The following is a 15,352-nucleotide window of genomic DNA, read 5'->3' as shown; positions in this document are numbered from 1 at the left end:
GACGACCGGGACCCGGCGCAGCGCGGCCGGCTCATCGGCCGGCCGCCCGACGGCTGCCGACGATCACACCAGCCGTCGGGCAGTCGCCCATCGCGTCAGCTCATGCCTGTTCGACAGCTGGAGTTTGCGCAGCACCGCGGAGACATGCGACTCGACCGTCTTGACCGAGATGAACAGCTGCTTCGCGATCTCCTTGTACGCATAGCCCCGCGCGATCAGCCGCAGCACCTCGCGCTCTCGCTGGGTCAGCCGGTCCAGGTCCTCGTCCACCGGCGGCGCGTCCGTGGAGGCGAACGCGTCGAGCACGAAGCCCGCGAGCCGCGGGGAGAAGACCGCGTCCCCCTCCTGCACCCGGAAGATCGAGTCGACGAGGTCCGTGCCGGTGATGGTCTTGGTGACATAGCCCCGGGCCCCGCCCCGGATCACCCCGATGACATCCTCGGCGGCGTCCGACACGGACAGCGCGAGGAAGCGCACCGGGTCCTCTGCCGCCGCCATCAGCGAGGCGCAGCGGCGCAGCACCTCCACCCCGCCACCGCCCGGCAGATGCACGTCCAGCAGGACGACTTCGGGACGGGTCGCGGTGATCACAGTGACCGCCTGGTCCACGTCGGCGGCCTCGCCGACGACCTCGACGCCGGTGGTCTCGGTCCTGCCGATCTCGGCCTGCACCCCCGTGCGGAACATCCGGTGATCGTCGACGAGCACGACCCGCACGCGACGCTCGACGCCCTCGCCGGCCCCGGCTTCAGCAGCCTCGGTCATTGGTCCGCCCTCTCCATCTCGAGCTCCACTTCCGTGCCCCCGCCCGGCACGGAACGCAGCCGCGCCGTCCCGCCGTTGCGCTGCATCCGGCCGATGATCGATTCTCTGACGCCCATACGGTCCTCGGGCACCGCATCCAGGTCAAATCCCGGCCCCCTGTCCCGGACGGACACGAACACCGTACGACCCTCGACCTCCGCGTAGACCTGTACCGCGCCTCCCTCGCCACCGTACTTGGCGGCATTCACCATCGCCTCGCGTGCGGCCTGCATCTGTGCCCCCAGTTTGTCGTCGAGCGGGCAGTCGCCGACGACCACGACCTCCAGTGGCACGCCGTGCTTGTCCTCGACCTCGGCGGCGGCCTTCTTGACCGCGTCGGCGAGGGTGTCGGGCTCCTCGTCCTCGTCCTTGCCGGTGCCCTCGGGGTTGTACAGCCAGTTGCGCAGCTCGCGCTCCTGGGCGCGGGCGAGGCGGCGCACCTCGCCCGCGTCGTCCGCGTTCCGCTGGATCAGGGTGAGGGTGTGCAGGACGGAGTCATGGACATGGGCGGCGACCTCGGCACGCTCCTGGGCCCGGATGCGCATGGTCCGCTCCTCGGAGAGGTCCTGGGTCATCCGCACCAGCCAGGGTCCGGCAAGCAGGGCGACACCGGCGATCACGGCGATCGACGCGGTCAGTACGTTGCCCAGCTGGGCCGCGGAGCCGCGCACCACCATGAAGACCGTGAGGCCCATGCCGACCAGGGCGACACCTGCGAGCGCCCTGACCAGTTGAAGCAGCCGCCGCCGGCGGCCGACCGCCGTCCAGCGCGCGCGGCGTGCGTTGTCCGCCTGCCGCCACACCAGCACCACACCGGCACCGATGAGCAGGGTCGGCCCCAGATAGCGGTTGGCGCTGCCGCCGGTGTCTACGTTGCCCGCGAAGATCACCGCGCCGATCAGCAGCAGGACCAGGGCGAACATCTGTCCCTTGTCGGGCTTGCGGAGTCTGCGGCGGCCGTCGGGCATGGTCTCGAAGACCGAGCGCGATTCGGCGGCGCGGCCGCCCACGCCGAGCGGCACGACGATCCAGAACACCGCGTACAGCAGGGCGCCGAGGCCGTCGGCCATGAACAGGCCGAGGAATATCAGGCGCACCCAGACGACAGGCAGTCCCAGATGCCCTGCCAGACCGCGGGCGACGCCACCGAGCATCCGGCCGTCCGCGCTGCGGTACAGCTTGCGCAGCGGCTGCTCCTCCGGCGCGGAGGCGCGGGAAGGGCCGGCGGGTCGGGGCGTGGCGACTGGCATGCCCCGATCGTCACATGCAAGGACGGGCCGCGGTATCAGGGTCGTCCCCTAAAACCACCCCCGAGACCGCCCCTGACTGCCGGGGCCGATATCAGGGATCGGCCAGGGTCGAGCCGGGTGCCGTCACGCCATCCGGCCCGTCACCATGGACGTATGACTTCGCCGACCACCCCGCCCGGGGAACCGCACGCCGGCGGGCAGCCACCGCCGCCGGCCACCGGGCCGGGCGCCGCCGTGCCGACCGAGGTGCTTCAGCTGCGCCGCTCGCCCCGTCACAAGGTGGTGGCCGGTGTCTGCGGCGGGCTCGGGCGGTACTGCGACATAGACCCGGTGATATTCCGGATCGTCATCGGGGTGCTGTCGGTGACCGGTGGCGTCGGCCTGATCTTCTACGGTTTCGCCTGGCTGCTGATCCCGTTCGAGGACGAGGAGGAGAACGCGTTCCGGCGGCTGCTGTCCGGCCGGGTCGACGGCGCGTCCCTCACCGCCGTACTGCTCGCCCTGATCGGCTGCGGCGGCTTCCTGACCATGGTGAGCAACGAGGGGATGCTCGCTTTCGCCGCGCTGCTGTCGCTCGCGGTCCTGGGCGCTGCCGTCTGGTCCAAGCGCCGCCGGCTCGCCACGCCTGACGGAGCACTGCTGGACCCGGCGACGGCGCACACGGTCGCCGAGGCCCCGCCCGAGACGAAGGCACCGCCCGCGCCCGACAGTCCGTCGTGGTGGCGGGACCCGATCGTCAAGGACGGCACGACCGGGTTGATACCGACCGGGTATCTGTGGGGGCCCGAGGGCGCCGTGGAGGAGGCCGCGCTGGCGCGTTCGCACCGTGACGAGGCGGCCGCCCACGCCATTTCGCAGCCGCGTGGACCGCGCGGCATCGGCGGCACGGTCTTTCTGCTGGCGCTTCTCGCGGGCGGGCTCGGCACCGGGCTGAGCTGGGACGGGCAGCCGCTGGGCACCAGCCTCCAGATCGGGCTGGTGTGCGCGCTCGCCGTGTTCGGGCTCGGGCTGCTGGTCAGTTCGCTGCTGGGGCGTACGGGCTTCGGCACCGTCCTGCTGGCGCTGATGACGGCGGGGCTGCTGGCGGGCGCCGCGGCCATTCCCAAGGACATCAGCACGCAGTGGGGGGAACGGAACTGGAGGCCGGCGTCGGCGACCGCCGTCCAGCCGCGCTACGAACTGGGCACCGGACAGGGGACGCTCGACCTGTCCTCCCTCACTGTGCCCGAGGGCGAGACGGTTGCGACACAGGCGCAGGTCGGGCTCGGGCAGCTCAGGGTCGTGGTGCCGAAGGACGCCGCGGTGACGGTGCGCGCCGAGGTGGGTCTCGGCGACATCCGTCTGCCGTCGGACGCGGCGGACGACATCGACGTCTCCCCCGGCCAGGACCGGCACACCACGATGCCCGCACCCGAAGGCGCGAAGCCGGCGGGCACGCTGGAGCTGGATCTGGAAGTGGGCATCGGACAGGTGGAGGTGACCCGTGCCGCGTCATGAGTCCTGGCACGAGGCCGGACACGGAGCCGGGCACGACCCCTGGCAGGCGGCCTGGCAGCACTCCGGGCACGGGCCGCACCACGAGGCGTACCGCCGAGCCCGGCGCGAGCAGCGGCGCCGGCTGCGGCACGAGTTCCGCCCGGGCAGGCTGCTGGCCGGGCTGTGCGTCCTGACCGCCGCCGTGCTGTACGGCGGGGATGCCGCAGGCGCCTGGTACACGCCTTGGTACGTGGCGTTCCCCGTCGTCTTCGGCGGACTGTTCGTGGCCGGCGTGGTGGCCTGGATCCACTACGGCGTCCGACGCCGCCGGGCCGCGATGAGCGCGTCGAGGGAGAACATGGAGGCACCCGCCAGCACCAGCGGCAGCCACGCCATCAGATAGGCCAGGTCGTTCCCGTAGTAGTACGGCTCGGTCTGCCAGCTCACCGTCAGCCACAGGCTCAGCGAGATCAGCGCCCCGCCGAGCGCCGCAAGGCGGGCCAACAGCCCGACCAGTGTGCCGATGCCGACAGCCAGTTCGCCGAGGGCGATGGCGTAGCCGAAGCCTTCGGGGTTCCGGAGCGCCATGTCGACCAGGGCGGGCACGGCGGAGGTGTCACGCACACCGCGCATCAGCTCGCCGATCGATCCGGTGCCCGTCGCCGCCAGGAACTGGCTGTCGGTGAGCTTGTCAATGCCCGCATAGATGAAGGTCACGCCGAGGAAGAGGCGCAGCGGCAGCAGGGCGTACCGGCTCGCCGTCGCTCTGATGCCGCCCCGCTCGGCGTCGATCGTTCCGTAGGTCGCTGTCGTCCCGTACGTGTATGTCATCACTGGTCCCGCCTTCGGTAGACCCGTCAATGACCATACGTACGCCGAAGCGGCACCGCTCACCAGCCATGCGGCACACACTGTGACACGCGAGTGACAGGTGTGGCGACTGGCTCAGTCCGTCACGTCGATCAGGCAGCGGTTGCTCTCCACCCCTGCGGCCGTCACCACCTGGACGTCGACCTGCCCCGGTTCGACCTCCACCGGGATCGGCACGGTGAGCGCGTTGTCCGTCGGGTTGGCGAAACCGCCGGTCACGGGGATCAGCGGGACATGGACATGGACGGTTCCGATGCGTACGACCATCCGGGCCAGCAGGTCGGGTGTGCCGGCGCCCGGCGGGACGAAGCCGGCGCCACGGATCTCGATGTCGTCACCGGTACGGATGGGGCCGTCCAGGTCACCTGCCTCGCGGGCCCGTACCACCGACAGCACGACGGGCCGGCCGCCCTCCGCGTACTTCCCGGCGAGGTACGTCGCCGCCGAGACCGCGACCAGCAGCACGAGCCCCCACGGCAGCTCGGGCAGCTGCTCGGGCCGCCGGGCCAGGCGTATCAGCGCGAACACCACGGTGACCGTACTGACCAGCAGATACTGCGCGTCGGCGAAGTTGCCGCGCCCGGCGTCGTCGCAGAGCAGATCGGCCGGCCGCGGCCGGTCCGCTCGCAGCTTCTGCAGCCGCAGGCCGGCAACGCGCCGGGCGACGACCCGGCGCACCACCACGGCGATCGCACACACCAGCGCCAGGACGCAGAGCAGGCCCGCGCCATGGAAGAGGGCGAGGCCCGCGCCGAGCCGGCCGCGTTCGGCGGGCGAGGAGGCCCAGGCCTGCTGAAGGGAGAGGAACAGGACCGCGTAGCCGGCGACCAGGACCCAGGCCGCGGCCACGGCGCGCGAGGTCGACAGGCGGTTGTCGTCACCGATCAGCGGCGCGAGCAGCCCCCCGCGTTCCCGGTGCAGCCAGGCAGCCGCGGTCAGCAGGGCGCCGACCAGGAGCGCGGCGAGCAGCCCCGAGGTGCGGGCGTCGTTCCAGCCCGCGCCCATGGCGGTCACCAACTGGGCCAGCGCGAGGGCGGTGAGGGCCGCCCAGACGGTGACGACGGAACCCTGACGGACCCGGTGCAGCCACGCCGTGGCCGCTGCCCGGCCCCGGTCGGCGACCGTGCGGGCCGACTCGGTCAGCTCGTCCGACACCCACTGGCGCGAGGCGCCGGGCGAGTGGGCGACGGCTGCGGGGAGCCCCTGACCGGCGGCCAGCTGGTCTCGCCGGGCGATGAACTCGGCCACCGCGCGCCGGTGCCCTTCGCGTGCTTGGTGCGAACATGTGCCGCACTGTTCTGCTTCCTGCACCGCCACGACCCGAACGCCACCTTCCCGATTCGCCGACGCACGCCGTGAACCGCTGCGTGATGTCTGGGAATTGTGCCGTACGCAAGCCGCCGCCACCCCGATGGCCGAGGCCGGAACGGGTGAAATGCATCATTACCGGATTGACGCGACGGGCAGGCGCTACTGTCGCAGATCCGGCTCGGCGCGGCTGATCTGACGCCACAGGGGCTGATGACTGATCCACGCGACGAGATCCGTGCCCAGTTGATCGCGCGTGGCGACCGCGTCCCGGTGCCCGATCAGCAGCGGCTTTCCGGCCGCTCGCGCCGCGAGCTGTATCCGCGCGCAGCGCTCCATGGAGATGAACCACCAGGCGGCCGCGTCGACCGAGTCGCCGACCGTCAGCAGCCCGTGGTTGCGCAGGATGACGGCCTTGTACGCTCCGAGCGCTTCGGCGATCCGCCGGCCCTCGTCCTCGTCCACGGCCACCCCGGTGTACGAGTCGACGAGCGCGTGGTCCTCGTAGAAGGCGCATGCCTCCTGTGTGATCGGCTCGATCAGCTCGCCCAGCGCGGCGAGCGCCCGCCCGTGGACCGAGTGGGTGTGCACGACGGCGACGACATCGGGCCGGGCCCGGTGCACCTGGGCATGCACGCCGAACGCGGCCTGATTGACACGGTGCCGCCCCATCACGACCTGTCCCTGCTCATTGGCGAGAACCAGATCACCGGCGGTGACATGGGCGAACGGCACTCCGAAAGGGTTCACCCAGCAGCAGTCGGTGTACTCGGGATCCCGAGCGGTGATGTGCCCCGAGACCCCGTCCTCGTACCCGAACCGCCCGAGCAGCCGCAATGCCCCGGCCAGCCGCTCCTTGCGGTACGCCCGCTCCTCGACCACCGACTCGAACACGGGCGGCATGGCGAAACCCAGCCGCTCCACGGGTATGGGCTCCGGCACCTGCGCCTGCGTGTCCGTCATGGCGCGGAAGGTACCTCCGGGGGCGCGAACTGGCCATATGCACCGCGCGCCTTGCCCCGTCCGCCGCGAGAATGTGCACATGACCGCACCGACATCCCCACTTGTCGCTCTCCTCGGCCTCGAGAAGCACATCGAAGGCGGCTGGTACAAGCAGACCTGGCAGACGGCGGGCTCGACCACCCCGCCCGGCTATCCCGGACAGCGCGCGTACGCCACCGGCATCTACTTCCTGCTGCACCCGGGCGAGAGCTCGCGCTGGCACCGGGTCCGCTCCGACGAGCTGTGGCTCTGGCACCGCGGCGGCCCGCTCCAACTGCATCTGGGCGGCACCGGCGACAAGCCGTCCGAGGCCACCACCCTGGCCCTCGGCCCGTCCGTGGAGTCCGGCGAACAGCCCCAGCTGCTGGTCCCGGCCGGCACCTGGCAGGCCGCGGACCCGGCGGGCGACGAGCCGACACTGGTGAGCTGCATCGTCGCGCCCGGTTTCCACTTCGACGACTTCACGCTGGAACAGCCGTAGGGCGGGCCCGTCGCACTACAAGTGGCCGATCTCCGTCAGGTCGATCGACTACCCACCGTGAACGACGACGCCGTCGCTCAAACGAATGAGCGACGGCGTCGTCGTTGACCTTCGGGAGGGTCACTCCCACTCGATGGTGCCCGGCGGCTTGCTCGTCACGTCCATCACCACGCGGTTGACGTCCGCGACCTCGTTGGTGATCCGGGTCGAGATCTTCCCCAGCACCTCGTACGGCATACGCGTCCAGTCCGCCGTCATGGCGTCCTCGGACGAGACGGGGCGCAGCACGATCGGGTGGCCGTAGGTGCGGCCGTCGCCCTGGACACCGACGCTGCGCACATCGGCGAGCAGCACGACGGGGCACTGCCAGATGTCGCGGTCGAGCCCGGCCGCGGTGAGCTCCTCACGGGCGATCGCGTCGGCCTCGCGCAGCAGGTCCAGGCGCTCCTTGGTGACCTCGCCGACGATCCGGATGCCCAGGCCCGGGCCGGGGAACGGCTGACGCTGGACGATCTCGTCCGGCAGGCCGAGCTCCTGGCCGACCATGCGGACCTCGTCCTTGAACAGCTTGCGCAGCGGCTCGACGAGCTCGAACTCGAGGTCCTCGGGGAGTCCGCCCACGTTGTGGTGCGACTTGATGTTGGCGGTGCCGGTACCGCCGCCGGACTCGACGACGTCCGGGTAGAGCGTGCCCTGCACCAGGAACGCGACGTCCTCGCCGTGCTCGGCCTCGGCCACGATCTCGGCCTGCGCCTGCTCGAAGACGCGGATGAACTCCCGGCCGATGATCTTCCGCTTCTCCTCGGGGTCGGAGACCCCGGCGAGCGCCGCGAGGAAGCGCTCCTCGGCCTCGACCACCTTGAGCTGCACGCCCGTGGCCGCCACGAAGTCCTTCTCGACCTGCTCGGTCTCGCCCTTACGCATCAGACCGTGGTCGACGTACACGCAGGTCAGCTGGGAGCCGATGGCCTTCTGGACCAGAGCCGCTGCGACCGCCGAGTCCACGCCGCCGGACAGACCGCAGATGGCGCGCTTGGTGCCGACCTGCTCGCGGATGGCCGCGATCTGCTCCTCGATGACATTGCCGGTGGTCCAGTTCGGCTCGATGCCGGCACCCCGGTACAGGAAGTGCTCCAGCACCTGCTGGCCGTAGGTGGAGTGCATCACCTCGGGGTGGTGCTGCACGCCGTAGAGCTTCTTCTCGTCGTTCTCGAACGCGGCGACCGGCACGACGTTCGTGGACGCGGTGACGGTGAAGCCTTCGGGGGCGGCGGAACAGGCGTCGCCGTGCGACATCCACACCGACTGCTCGGCCGGGGTGCCCTCGAAGAGGGTCGAGCCGGGCTTGGTGACGTGCAGCGGCGTACGGCCGTACTCGCGCGCACCGGTGTTGTCGACCTGGCCGCCGAGGGTCGTCGCCATCAGCTGGAAGCCGTAGCACATGCCGAAGACGGGGACGCCGGCCTCGAAGATCTCGCGGTCCAGGCGCGGGGCGCCCTCCGCGTACACGGAGGAGGGGCCGCCGGAGAGGATGATCGCCGCGGGCTTCTTGGCCAGCATCTCGGCCACCGGCATGGTGGACGGGACGATCTCGCTGTAGACCCGGGCCTCACGGACGCGGCGGGCGATGAGCTGGGCATACTGCGCGCCGAAGTCGACAACGAGGACTACGTCCGGGTTGGATGCGGGCGCGGCAGCGGGGGACGCTGAGGACACTACGGCGGCCTTCCGGCGTTGGGAGGGGGTCTTTATCTGTCGATTCTACCGGCGCGCGGGGGTCGCTCTTCGTCTCACCATCCGAACGCGGCTTTGGCCGCCGCCGGGCATCAGGTCCATACTGTCCGCATGCACACGCAGCTGACCTTCGTCTTTACCTATGGCACCGGCCCGTCCGGCTGCCATGGTCGTGCTGCTTGAGCCACTGACAAGCGACTTCCCAGGCGCCCCGGGCCGACAAGGCCCGGGGCGTTCTGCATTCTCCGGGCCGTGCCACTCCGGGGGCCCCGAGAACGAGGAGCCCCACGAGATGACCGTCACCGAGCAGACCACGACCGAGAAGACCGGCGCGCGCACCGACGAGGCCGCGACAGTGATCACCGGCGCCCGCGAGCGCATCGACGCGCTCGACGACCGGATCATCGGCCTGATCCAGGAGCGGATGGCCGTCTCCGCGGTGATCCAGGACGCCCGGCTCTCCTCCGGCGGCCGCCGGGTGAACCTGGCGCGCGAGATGGAGGTGCTCGGCCACTACAGGGACGCGCTCGGAAAGCCGGGTACGTCGCTGGCGATGACGATGCTGGAGCTGTGCCGGGGCCGCATCTGACTCCCGCCGTCCACGCGCACGTGTGTACGGGCCCGCTCTCACCCGTACGGCGCGTGACTGCGCCGAGCGCCGCTTCGTTGATGCCAGTGTCCGTGCCAGCCAGGGGCGGGCCCTCGAAGGAAACCACGCGTGGCTCCGCTGGAGCGTGTGACGTACCGCAGGTACGTCGTGGGACCTCGCCCCAGCGCGCGTGACCGGACGGCAGGGGACAGCAGCCCGGTCACCCCAAGGGCGGTCGGCTCCCGGGGACGCCCGGGGCCGGCCGCATCCGGTCCGAACGACTGCGTACGCCGCGGTCCGCGCAACACGACGCACAAGCGGGCAAGTCCCCTTCTTCGCACCTGCCCTGACGTCGATGCCGATCACCGAACGCCCCACGGAAAGGATTCCGCGGGGCGCTTGCGCATGCCCTCACACGGCGGGCACCACGCTGACCTGGTCCAGATCGCGTCGGCGCGCGTCGGGACTTCGCCCGGGCCATCTGTCCGTCACCGGGGAATCTCCTCGACCGGATCGCCCGGCTTCCAGCCGGCATCGCTCCACTCCGGTGTCGGTGCGGGCAGCGGCGGCGGCGGGGCGGTACCCCGGTTCGGGTTCTGGGGGACGGAAGTGGGCCGCACGCGCGTCGGCCTGGTGCGGGGCGCGGAGCAGACGTCGGCGGCGGAGCCGGTTGCGTCGTGGCCTTCGCGGCCGGTTCCGGAGCAGGACGCTCGGTCGGGGTGGAAGCCGGGCTCGGTGACGACGTCGGAGACGGCGACGCGCTCCGGGACGGTGCCGTGGGCGGCGATGTGGCGCGGTCGGCCGAAGGCTCGGCCGGGGCGGAGCACGCCGTCGCGGCGAGGACCAGTGCCACCGCCGGCGTCCATGTGCAGATCCTCGCTGGTGAAGTCGGACGTCTCATGCGCGTAGGCCCTGTCCGGGCGTAGAGCCCCCATGCGGTGGGTGAATCCCCCTGTGATCATTCGACGACGGGGCGGAGCCGCGGGTTGCCTGTGAATGGATCACGGATCGGGTACAGCCCCGGGCACCCCGGACCAGTGACGTACGCCACATAAGCTTTTTGTCAGTGCGGGGACAACCATTCACACGGGTCACAGGTCATCCATGCGTAACAACGGCCTCACCCGTGTGCGTGCATTACGGAGCGGAGGGGCCCAACCAGACTCCGTACCGCCTCCCGCGGTACCCGGACTTCGCTGAGGTCTTAATGAAGCTTCGCCGCGCCATGGCTGTCGCTGCCGCGACCGCCGTCATCGCTCCCGCCACCTTCCTGGCGGCGCCGGCTGCGTACGCGGACCCGAGCCCGGCCACCTCGGAGTCGGCGACGGCGACCGCCGACCCGGCGCCGTCGGACACCGCCACGACCTCCCCCGCGCCGTCCGACATCGCCACGGCCTCGCCCGCGCCGTCGGACACCGCGACCACGACCACGTCGCCGTCGCCCTCCGACACCGCCACCACGTCGCCGTCGCCCTCCGACACCGCGACCACCTCGCCGTCGCCGTCCGCCGAGCCCTCGTCGATCGAGGACGTCTGCGACGACGAGAAGGAGCCGCAGTTCGACGAGAACCTGCAGACCGCTCTCAAGGGCCTGCCTTCGAAGATCGTCGCCGGCAGCGGGTTCCACAACTTCAAGCTGAGCGTCAGCAACAAGGGTGAGAACAGCTACAAGCGCGTCGACCTCGGCGTCTTCGCCGCCTCCATCGACGAGGACATCACGGAGGACACCTCCGGCTACCTCACCCTGCAGTACAAGGACCCCGAGTCGGGCGAGTGGAACGACATCTCGCTGAACGAGAACGACGAGGGTGCCGGCTACCTCGGCTACACGGACGTCAAGGCCAAGGAGTCCTTCTCCATCGACCTGCGTCTGAGCGTGGACGAGAAGGCCCCGGCCGGCTTCGGCTACGCCATCAGCATCGGTGTGTACGCCGATGACAAGGGCAACTGCGTCTACTCGGACGACGAGGCGTTCTACGAGTTCGACATCCTCGCCGCCGGCTCCGAGCCCGGTGACGTGGACGACGCCGAGCCGCAGGAGGGTGGCAAGACGCCGGTCAAGCCCGAGGGCAACACCGAGATCAACCCGCAGGGCAACCTCGCCGAGACCGGTTCGGACTCGCAGCTCCCCGTCATCGGCGCCATCGGCGGTATCACCATCCTCGCCGGTGCCGGTGTCGTCTTCGCCATGAAGCGCCGCAAGGGCAACGCTGCCGCGTAACACCGCACCACACGCCATACCCGGCCCCTGAGGCCACACGAAGGCCGCTGCACTCGGAGGGGGGTGCAGCGGCCTTCGTGTGTCTACAGGCAGGGCGGCGGGGTCACTTCTTGGGCGGGACCGCCGGGATGCCCAGGAACGGCAGCTTCAGCGCGCCGAACGCCTCCGCCGGGACCGCCGGGGACTTCGGGGTGACCGGGGACAGGCGTTCGTACGCCTCGCCCTGCGCCGGACGCAGGTCGTCCTCACCCTTGTTCGGCCACAGCGACATCGCCCGCTCCGCCTGGGCCGTGATCGTCAGGGACGGGTTCACGCCCAGGTTCGCCGAGACCGCCGAGCCGTCCACGACCGAGATGCCCGGGTGGCCGTAGAGCCGGTGGTACGGGTCGATCACGCCCGTGTCCTCAGTGGCGCCGATCGGGCAGCCGCCCAGGAAGTGCGCGGTGAGCGGGGTGCCCATCAGTTCGCCGATGTTGGAGCCCGCGAAGCCGTTGATCTCCTCGGCGAGGAGCGAGGCCGACCGCGTGGCCGCCGGGATCTGCTTGGGGTTCGGGGCGCCGTGGCCCTGGCGGGCGGTGAGCAGCCCCTTCCCGAGCCCCTTGGGCTTGCGGTACGTCGTCAGCGAGTTGTCGAGCGACTGCATGACGAGGCCGATGATGGTCCGCTCGGACCAGCGGCGGTTGGACAGGGCGCGGAGGGCGAGCCAGGGATGCCGGACCATGTTCCCGGCCCAGCCCGCCACCCGGTGCTTCGCGCTGAACGGCACCTGCAGGACGGTCATGCCGCCCATCGCGTTGGAGCCCTTGCCGTAACGGACCGGCTCGATGTGGGTGTTGGCGTCCGGGTGGATGGAGGACGTGATCGCGACGCCGCGCGTGAAGTCGACCTTGTCCGCGCCGTGCCGCTTGCGGTAGCGGCGGTTGTCGGTCTGTGCGCCGACGATCGCCTCGGAGTTGGTGCGGGTCAGTTCGCCGAGCCGACCGGAGATCCGCGGCAGCAGCCCGCCGTCCTTCATCCGGTGCAGCAGGGTCTGGGTGCCGTAGGTACCGGCGGCGACGACCACCCGGCGGGCCGTGAACGTACGGCCCTTGCCCTTGCGCTTGTTGTCGCTGGGCAGCGTCCGGACGGCGAAGCCGCCCTGCGCGTCCTCGGTGACGGAGACGACGGACGTCATCGGGTGGATGACCGCACCCGCCTGCTCCGCGAGGTAGAGGTAGTTCTCGTTGAGGGTGTTCTTCGCGCCGTGGCGGCAGCCCGTCATGCACTCGCCGCACTCGGTGCACGCCTTGCGCGAGGGGCCCACGCCGCCGAAGTACGGGTCGGCGATCTCCTGGCCCGGCCTCGCCTTCGCCGTGCCGTCGGCATCGTCGCCGTCGCCGAAGAACACGCCGACCGGCGCCATGTGGAACGTGTCGCCGACGCCCATCGCCTCGGCGGTCGCCTTGAGATGCACGTCCGACGGGGTCATCGTCGGGTTGAGCCGCACCCCGAGCATGCGCCGCGCCTGGTCGTAGTACGGCGTCAGCTCCTCGTGCCAGTCCGTGATGTCCTTCCACTGCGGGTCGTTGAAGAACGGCGCAGGCGGCACGTACAGCGTGTTGGCGTAGTTGAGCGAGCCGCCGCCCACGCCCGCTCCCGCCAGCACCATCACATTGCCGAGAAGATGGATGCGCTGGATGCCGAAGAGACCGAGGGCCGGGGCCCACAGATAGTTGCGCAGGTCCCAGGAGTTCTTGGGCAGCGTCTCGCGGGTGAATCGGCGGCCGGCTTCCAGGACGCCGACGCGGTAGCCCTTCTCCGTCAGCCGCAGCGCCGAGACCGAGCCGCCGAAGCCCGAGCCGACGACGATGACGTCGTAGTCGTACGCAGAATCGTCGGAGTCTTCCTGATTTTGGGCAGGGGGGACCTCGGACATGGCTCTCCTCGTTGAAAACGTGCGGGTGCGGGGTGGTGCTAACGCAGGCGCAGGGCCTTCATCGCCTTGAGACTGACGCTCATGAACGCCGCGTACTTCTCGTCGTCCATCCCGAACGACGGGGCCAGGGGCAGCAGCCGCTGCTGGGCCACGGTCTGCGCCTCGGTGTACTTGAGGATGCCCTCGGAGCCGTGGCGACGGCTGAGGCCGGAGTCCTTCATGCCGCCCATCGGCGACTGGACGCTGCCGTACGCGGGTGCGTACCCCTCGTTGATGTTGACGGTGCCCGTGCGCAGCTTGGCGGCGACCGCGTGGCCACGCTTGCCGTCCTTGGTCCACACGCTCGAATTGAGGCCGTAGGGGGTGGCGTTGGCCTGCTCGACGACCTTGTCCTCGTCCGTGAAGCGGTAGATGGACACGACCGGGCCGAACGTCTCCTCGTTGCACACGGCCATCGGCGCCTCGACACCGTCGAGGATGGTGGGCTCGAAGAAGTACGGGCCGATGTCGGGGCGCGCCGTGCCGCCCGCTACGAGGGTCGCGCCCTTGGCGACGGCCTCCTCGACGTGGCGGGTGACCGTCTCCAGCTGGCGCTCGCCGACGAGGGAGCCCATGTCGGCCCCGTAGGCGAGGGAGTTGCCGAGCCGCATCGCCTTCGTACGCGCCGCGAAACGCTCGACGAAGTCGTCGGCGATGGACTCGTGGACGTACAGCCGCTCGATGGAGATGCACAGCTGGCCGGCGGAGGAGAAGCAGGCGCGGACGGCTCCTGCGGCGGCCTTCTCGACATCGGCGTCGTGCAGCACCAGCATCGCGTTCTTGCCGCCGAGTTCGAGCGATACGCCGATCAGACGGGCCGCCGCGCCCTGGGCGACCTCGCGGCCGGTGCGGGTGGAGCCGGTGAAGGAGACGTAGTCGGCGTGCTTGACGACCTCGGGGCCGACGACCGGGCCCTCCCCTATGACGACCTGGAAGACGCCGGCGGGCAGGCCCGCCTCGATCAGCAGGTCGCGGGCCCACAGGGCGGTGAGCGCGGTCTCGGTGTCGGGCTTCATCACGACGGCGTTGCCGGAGACGAAGGCGGGCAGCGCGTCGCCGACGGAGAGCTCGAGCGGGTAGTTCCAGGGGGCGATCTGGCCCACGACCCCGCGCGGCTGGCGCAGTTCGGTGGTCCTGGTCAGGACGGGGACGACGCCGGTGTGCCGCTTGGGCTTCAGGTACGCGGGGGCCTTGCGGCCGTAGTGGCGGGCCGCGACGGCGACGGCCAGCACCTCTTCGTGCGCGTGCAGCCGGGCCTTGCCGGTCTCCAGCTGGATCAGGTCGAGGACCTCGGCCTGGCGCTCGAGGACCAGGTCGTGGAAGCGCAGCAGCACGGCCGCACGGGCGCGGGGCGGTGTGGCGGCCCAGAGGGGCTGGGCGGCCCGGGCGCGCTCGAAGGCGGTGGCCACGTCCTCGGGGGTCGACTCCGGCAGGTCCGCCAGCTTCTCGCCGGTGAACGGCGTGTGGTTCGCGGTACGGCCGGAGCCGACCACATCACGGGTCAGCTGGGCGACCACCTCTGGGGTGACCACGTCGGCGGCGGTGCGCACACCGGTCGGAGAGGCGGCCGTCGGATTGGTGCCGAGGGCGGCGGCGGGGGCCTTCGAGTCCGTCATGGGGGCGAGAGTATGCCGCAATCGAAGCTTTGGGTACCCACCGGTAA

At 70.8% G+C, this 15,352-nt stretch carries 14 protein-coding genes; 5 read left to right on the top strand and 9 right to left on the bottom strand.

Annotated features, from left to right (window positions below; translation table 11 throughout):
• Positions 1–63: 63 nt before the first annotated feature.
• Complete coding sequence (locus ABZ208_RS08770; RefSeq protein WP_356908806.1) at positions 64–765, bottom strand: response regulator transcription factor; 702 nt, start codon at positions 763–765, stop codon at positions 64–66.
• On the bottom strand, positions 762–2,054 hold the full coding sequence (locus ABZ208_RS08765; protein WP_356908805.1) for a PspC domain-containing protein: 1,293 nt from the start codon (positions 2,052–2,054) through the stop codon (positions 762–764). Before ABZ208_RS08765 ends, ABZ208_RS08770 begins: the two co-directional genes overlap by 4 nt.
• Before the next feature lie 153 nt (positions 2,055–2,207).
• On the opposite strand from ABZ208_RS08765, the gene ABZ208_RS08760 reads away from it, so the two are divergent.
• A complete protein-coding gene (locus ABZ208_RS08760; RefSeq protein WP_356908804.1) occupies positions 2,208–3,551 on the top strand; it encodes a PspC domain-containing protein in 1,344 nt (447 codons plus the stop codon).
• A complete protein-coding gene (locus tag ABZ208_RS08755; RefSeq protein ID WP_356908803.1) occupies positions 3,538–3,933 on the top strand; it encodes a hypothetical protein in 396 nt (131 codons plus the stop codon). Before ABZ208_RS08760 ends, ABZ208_RS08755 begins: the two co-directional genes overlap by 14 nt.
• On the opposite strand, the gene ABZ208_RS08750 is transcribed toward ABZ208_RS08755, so the two are convergent.
• From ABZ208_RS08750 to ABZ208_RS08740, 3 genes are all read right to left on the bottom strand, one after another.
• Complete coding sequence (locus ABZ208_RS08750) at positions 3,840–4,361, bottom strand: DoxX family membrane protein (protein WP_356908802.1); 522 nt, start codon at positions 4,359–4,361, stop codon at positions 3,840–3,842. The two genes, ABZ208_RS08755 and ABZ208_RS08750, sit on opposite strands and share 94 nt — an antisense overlap.
• 114 nt (positions 4,362–4,475) lie before the next feature.
• On the bottom strand, positions 4,476–5,717 hold the full coding sequence (locus ABZ208_RS08745) for a hypothetical protein (protein WP_356908801.1): 1,242 nt from the start codon (positions 5,715–5,717) through the stop codon (positions 4,476–4,478).
• Positions 5,718–5,870: 153 nt separating this feature from the next.
• Complete coding sequence (locus ABZ208_RS08740) at positions 5,871–6,671, bottom strand: class II aldolase/adducin family protein (RefSeq protein ID WP_356908800.1); 801 nt, start codon at positions 6,669–6,671, stop codon at positions 5,871–5,873.
• Between the two features lie 79 nt (positions 6,672–6,750).
• On the opposite strand from ABZ208_RS08740, the gene ABZ208_RS08735 reads away from it, so the two are divergent.
• The gene (locus ABZ208_RS08735; RefSeq protein WP_356908799.1) at positions 6,751–7,191 is read left to right on the top strand and encodes a cupin domain-containing protein; all 441 of its coding nucleotides are present in this window, start codon (positions 6,751–6,753) and stop codon (positions 7,189–7,191) included.
• A gap of 120 nt (positions 7,192–7,311) precedes the next feature.
• On the opposite strand, the gene guaA is transcribed toward ABZ208_RS08735, so the two are convergent.
• Positions 7,312–8,907: a glutamine-hydrolyzing GMP synthase gene (gene guaA / locus ABZ208_RS08730; protein WP_356908798.1), complete on the bottom strand. Its 1,596-nt coding sequence runs from the start codon at positions 8,905–8,907 to the stop codon at positions 7,312–7,314.
• Positions 8,908–9,217: 310 nt separating this feature from the next.
• On the opposite strand from guaA, the gene ABZ208_RS08725 reads away from it, so the two are divergent.
• A complete protein-coding gene (locus ABZ208_RS08725; RefSeq protein WP_356908797.1) occupies positions 9,218–9,514 on the top strand; it encodes a chorismate mutase in 297 nt (98 codons plus the stop codon).
• A 488-nt stretch (positions 9,515–10,002) separates the two neighbouring features.
• On the opposite strand, the gene ABZ208_RS08720 is transcribed toward ABZ208_RS08725, so the two are convergent.
• Complete coding sequence (locus tag ABZ208_RS08720; RefSeq protein WP_356908796.1) at positions 10,003–10,449, bottom strand: hypothetical protein; 447 nt, start codon at positions 10,447–10,449, stop codon at positions 10,003–10,005.
• 290 nt (positions 10,450–10,739) lie between these two features.
• Here ABZ208_RS08720 and ABZ208_RS08715 point away from each other — a divergent pair, with 290 nt between their 5' ends.
• A complete protein-coding gene (locus tag ABZ208_RS08715; protein WP_356908795.1) occupies positions 10,740–11,735 on the top strand; it encodes an LAETG motif-containing sortase-dependent surface protein in 996 nt (331 codons plus the stop codon).
• A gap of 103 nt (positions 11,736–11,838) precedes the next feature.
• Here the strand turns inward: ABZ208_RS08715 and ABZ208_RS08710 are convergent, their stop codons facing one another.
• Together ABZ208_RS08710 and ABZ208_RS08705 are read right to left on the bottom strand one after the other, a co-directional pair.
• On the bottom strand, positions 11,839–13,650 hold the full coding sequence (locus ABZ208_RS08710) for a GMC family oxidoreductase (protein WP_356908794.1): 1,812 nt from the start codon (positions 13,648–13,650) through the stop codon (positions 11,839–11,841).
• A gap of 38 nt (positions 13,651–13,688) precedes the next feature.
• A complete protein-coding gene (locus ABZ208_RS08705; RefSeq protein ID WP_356908793.1) occupies positions 13,689–15,305 on the bottom strand; it encodes a succinic semialdehyde dehydrogenase in 1,617 nt (538 codons plus the stop codon).
• Between the last annotated feature and the right edge of the window lie 47 nt (positions 15,306–15,352).

This window comes from Streptomyces sp. NPDC006208 (assembly GCF_040613775.1).
In the GTDB taxonomy this organism is placed as follows: domain Bacteria; phylum Actinomycetota; class Actinomycetes; order Streptomycetales; family Streptomycetaceae; genus Streptomyces.
The sequence above is the reverse complement of the archived record's forward strand: the minus strand, read 5'-3'. Positions and strand labels throughout refer to the sequence as shown.

Bases quoted from the DNA above. Each gene is read 5' to 3' on its own strand.
- ABZ208_RS08770 (WP_356908806.1), bottom strand. From the start codon at position 765: ATGACCGAGGCTGCTGAAGCCGGGGCCGGCGAGGGCGTCGAGCGTCGC.
- ABZ208_RS08765 (WP_356908805.1), bottom strand. From the start codon at position 2,054: ATGCCAGTCGCCACGCCCCGACCCGCCGGCCCTTCCCGCGCCTCCGCG.
- ABZ208_RS08760 (WP_356908804.1), top strand. From the start codon at position 2,208: ATGACTTCGCCGACCACCCCGCCCGGGGAACCGCACGCCGGCGGGCAG.
- ABZ208_RS08750 (WP_356908802.1), bottom strand. From the start codon at position 4,361: ATGACATACACGTACGGGACGACAGCGACCTACGGAACGATCGACGCC.
- ABZ208_RS08740 (WP_356908800.1), bottom strand. From the start codon at position 6,671: ATGACGGACACGCAGGCGCAGGTGCCGGAGCCCATACCCGTGGAGCGG.
- ABZ208_RS08735 (WP_356908799.1), top strand. From the start codon at position 6,751: ATGACCGCACCGACATCCCCACTTGTCGCTCTCCTCGGCCTCGAGAAG.
- ABZ208_RS08725 (WP_356908797.1), top strand. From the start codon at position 9,218: ATGACCGTCACCGAGCAGACCACGACCGAGAAGACCGGCGCGCGCACC.
- ABZ208_RS08720 (WP_356908796.1), bottom strand. From the start codon at position 10,449: ATGGGGGCTCTACGCCCGGACAGGGCCTACGCGCATGAGACGTCCGAC.
- ABZ208_RS08715 (WP_356908795.1), top strand. From the start codon at position 10,740: ATGGCTGTCGCTGCCGCGACCGCCGTCATCGCTCCCGCCACCTTCCTG.
- ABZ208_RS08710 (WP_356908794.1), bottom strand. From the start codon at position 13,650: ATGTCCGAGGTCCCCCCTGCCCAAAATCAGGAAGACTCCGACGATTCT.
- ABZ208_RS08705 (WP_356908793.1), bottom strand. From the start codon at position 15,305: ATGACGGACTCGAAGGCCCCCGCCGCCGCCCTCGGCACCAATCCGACG.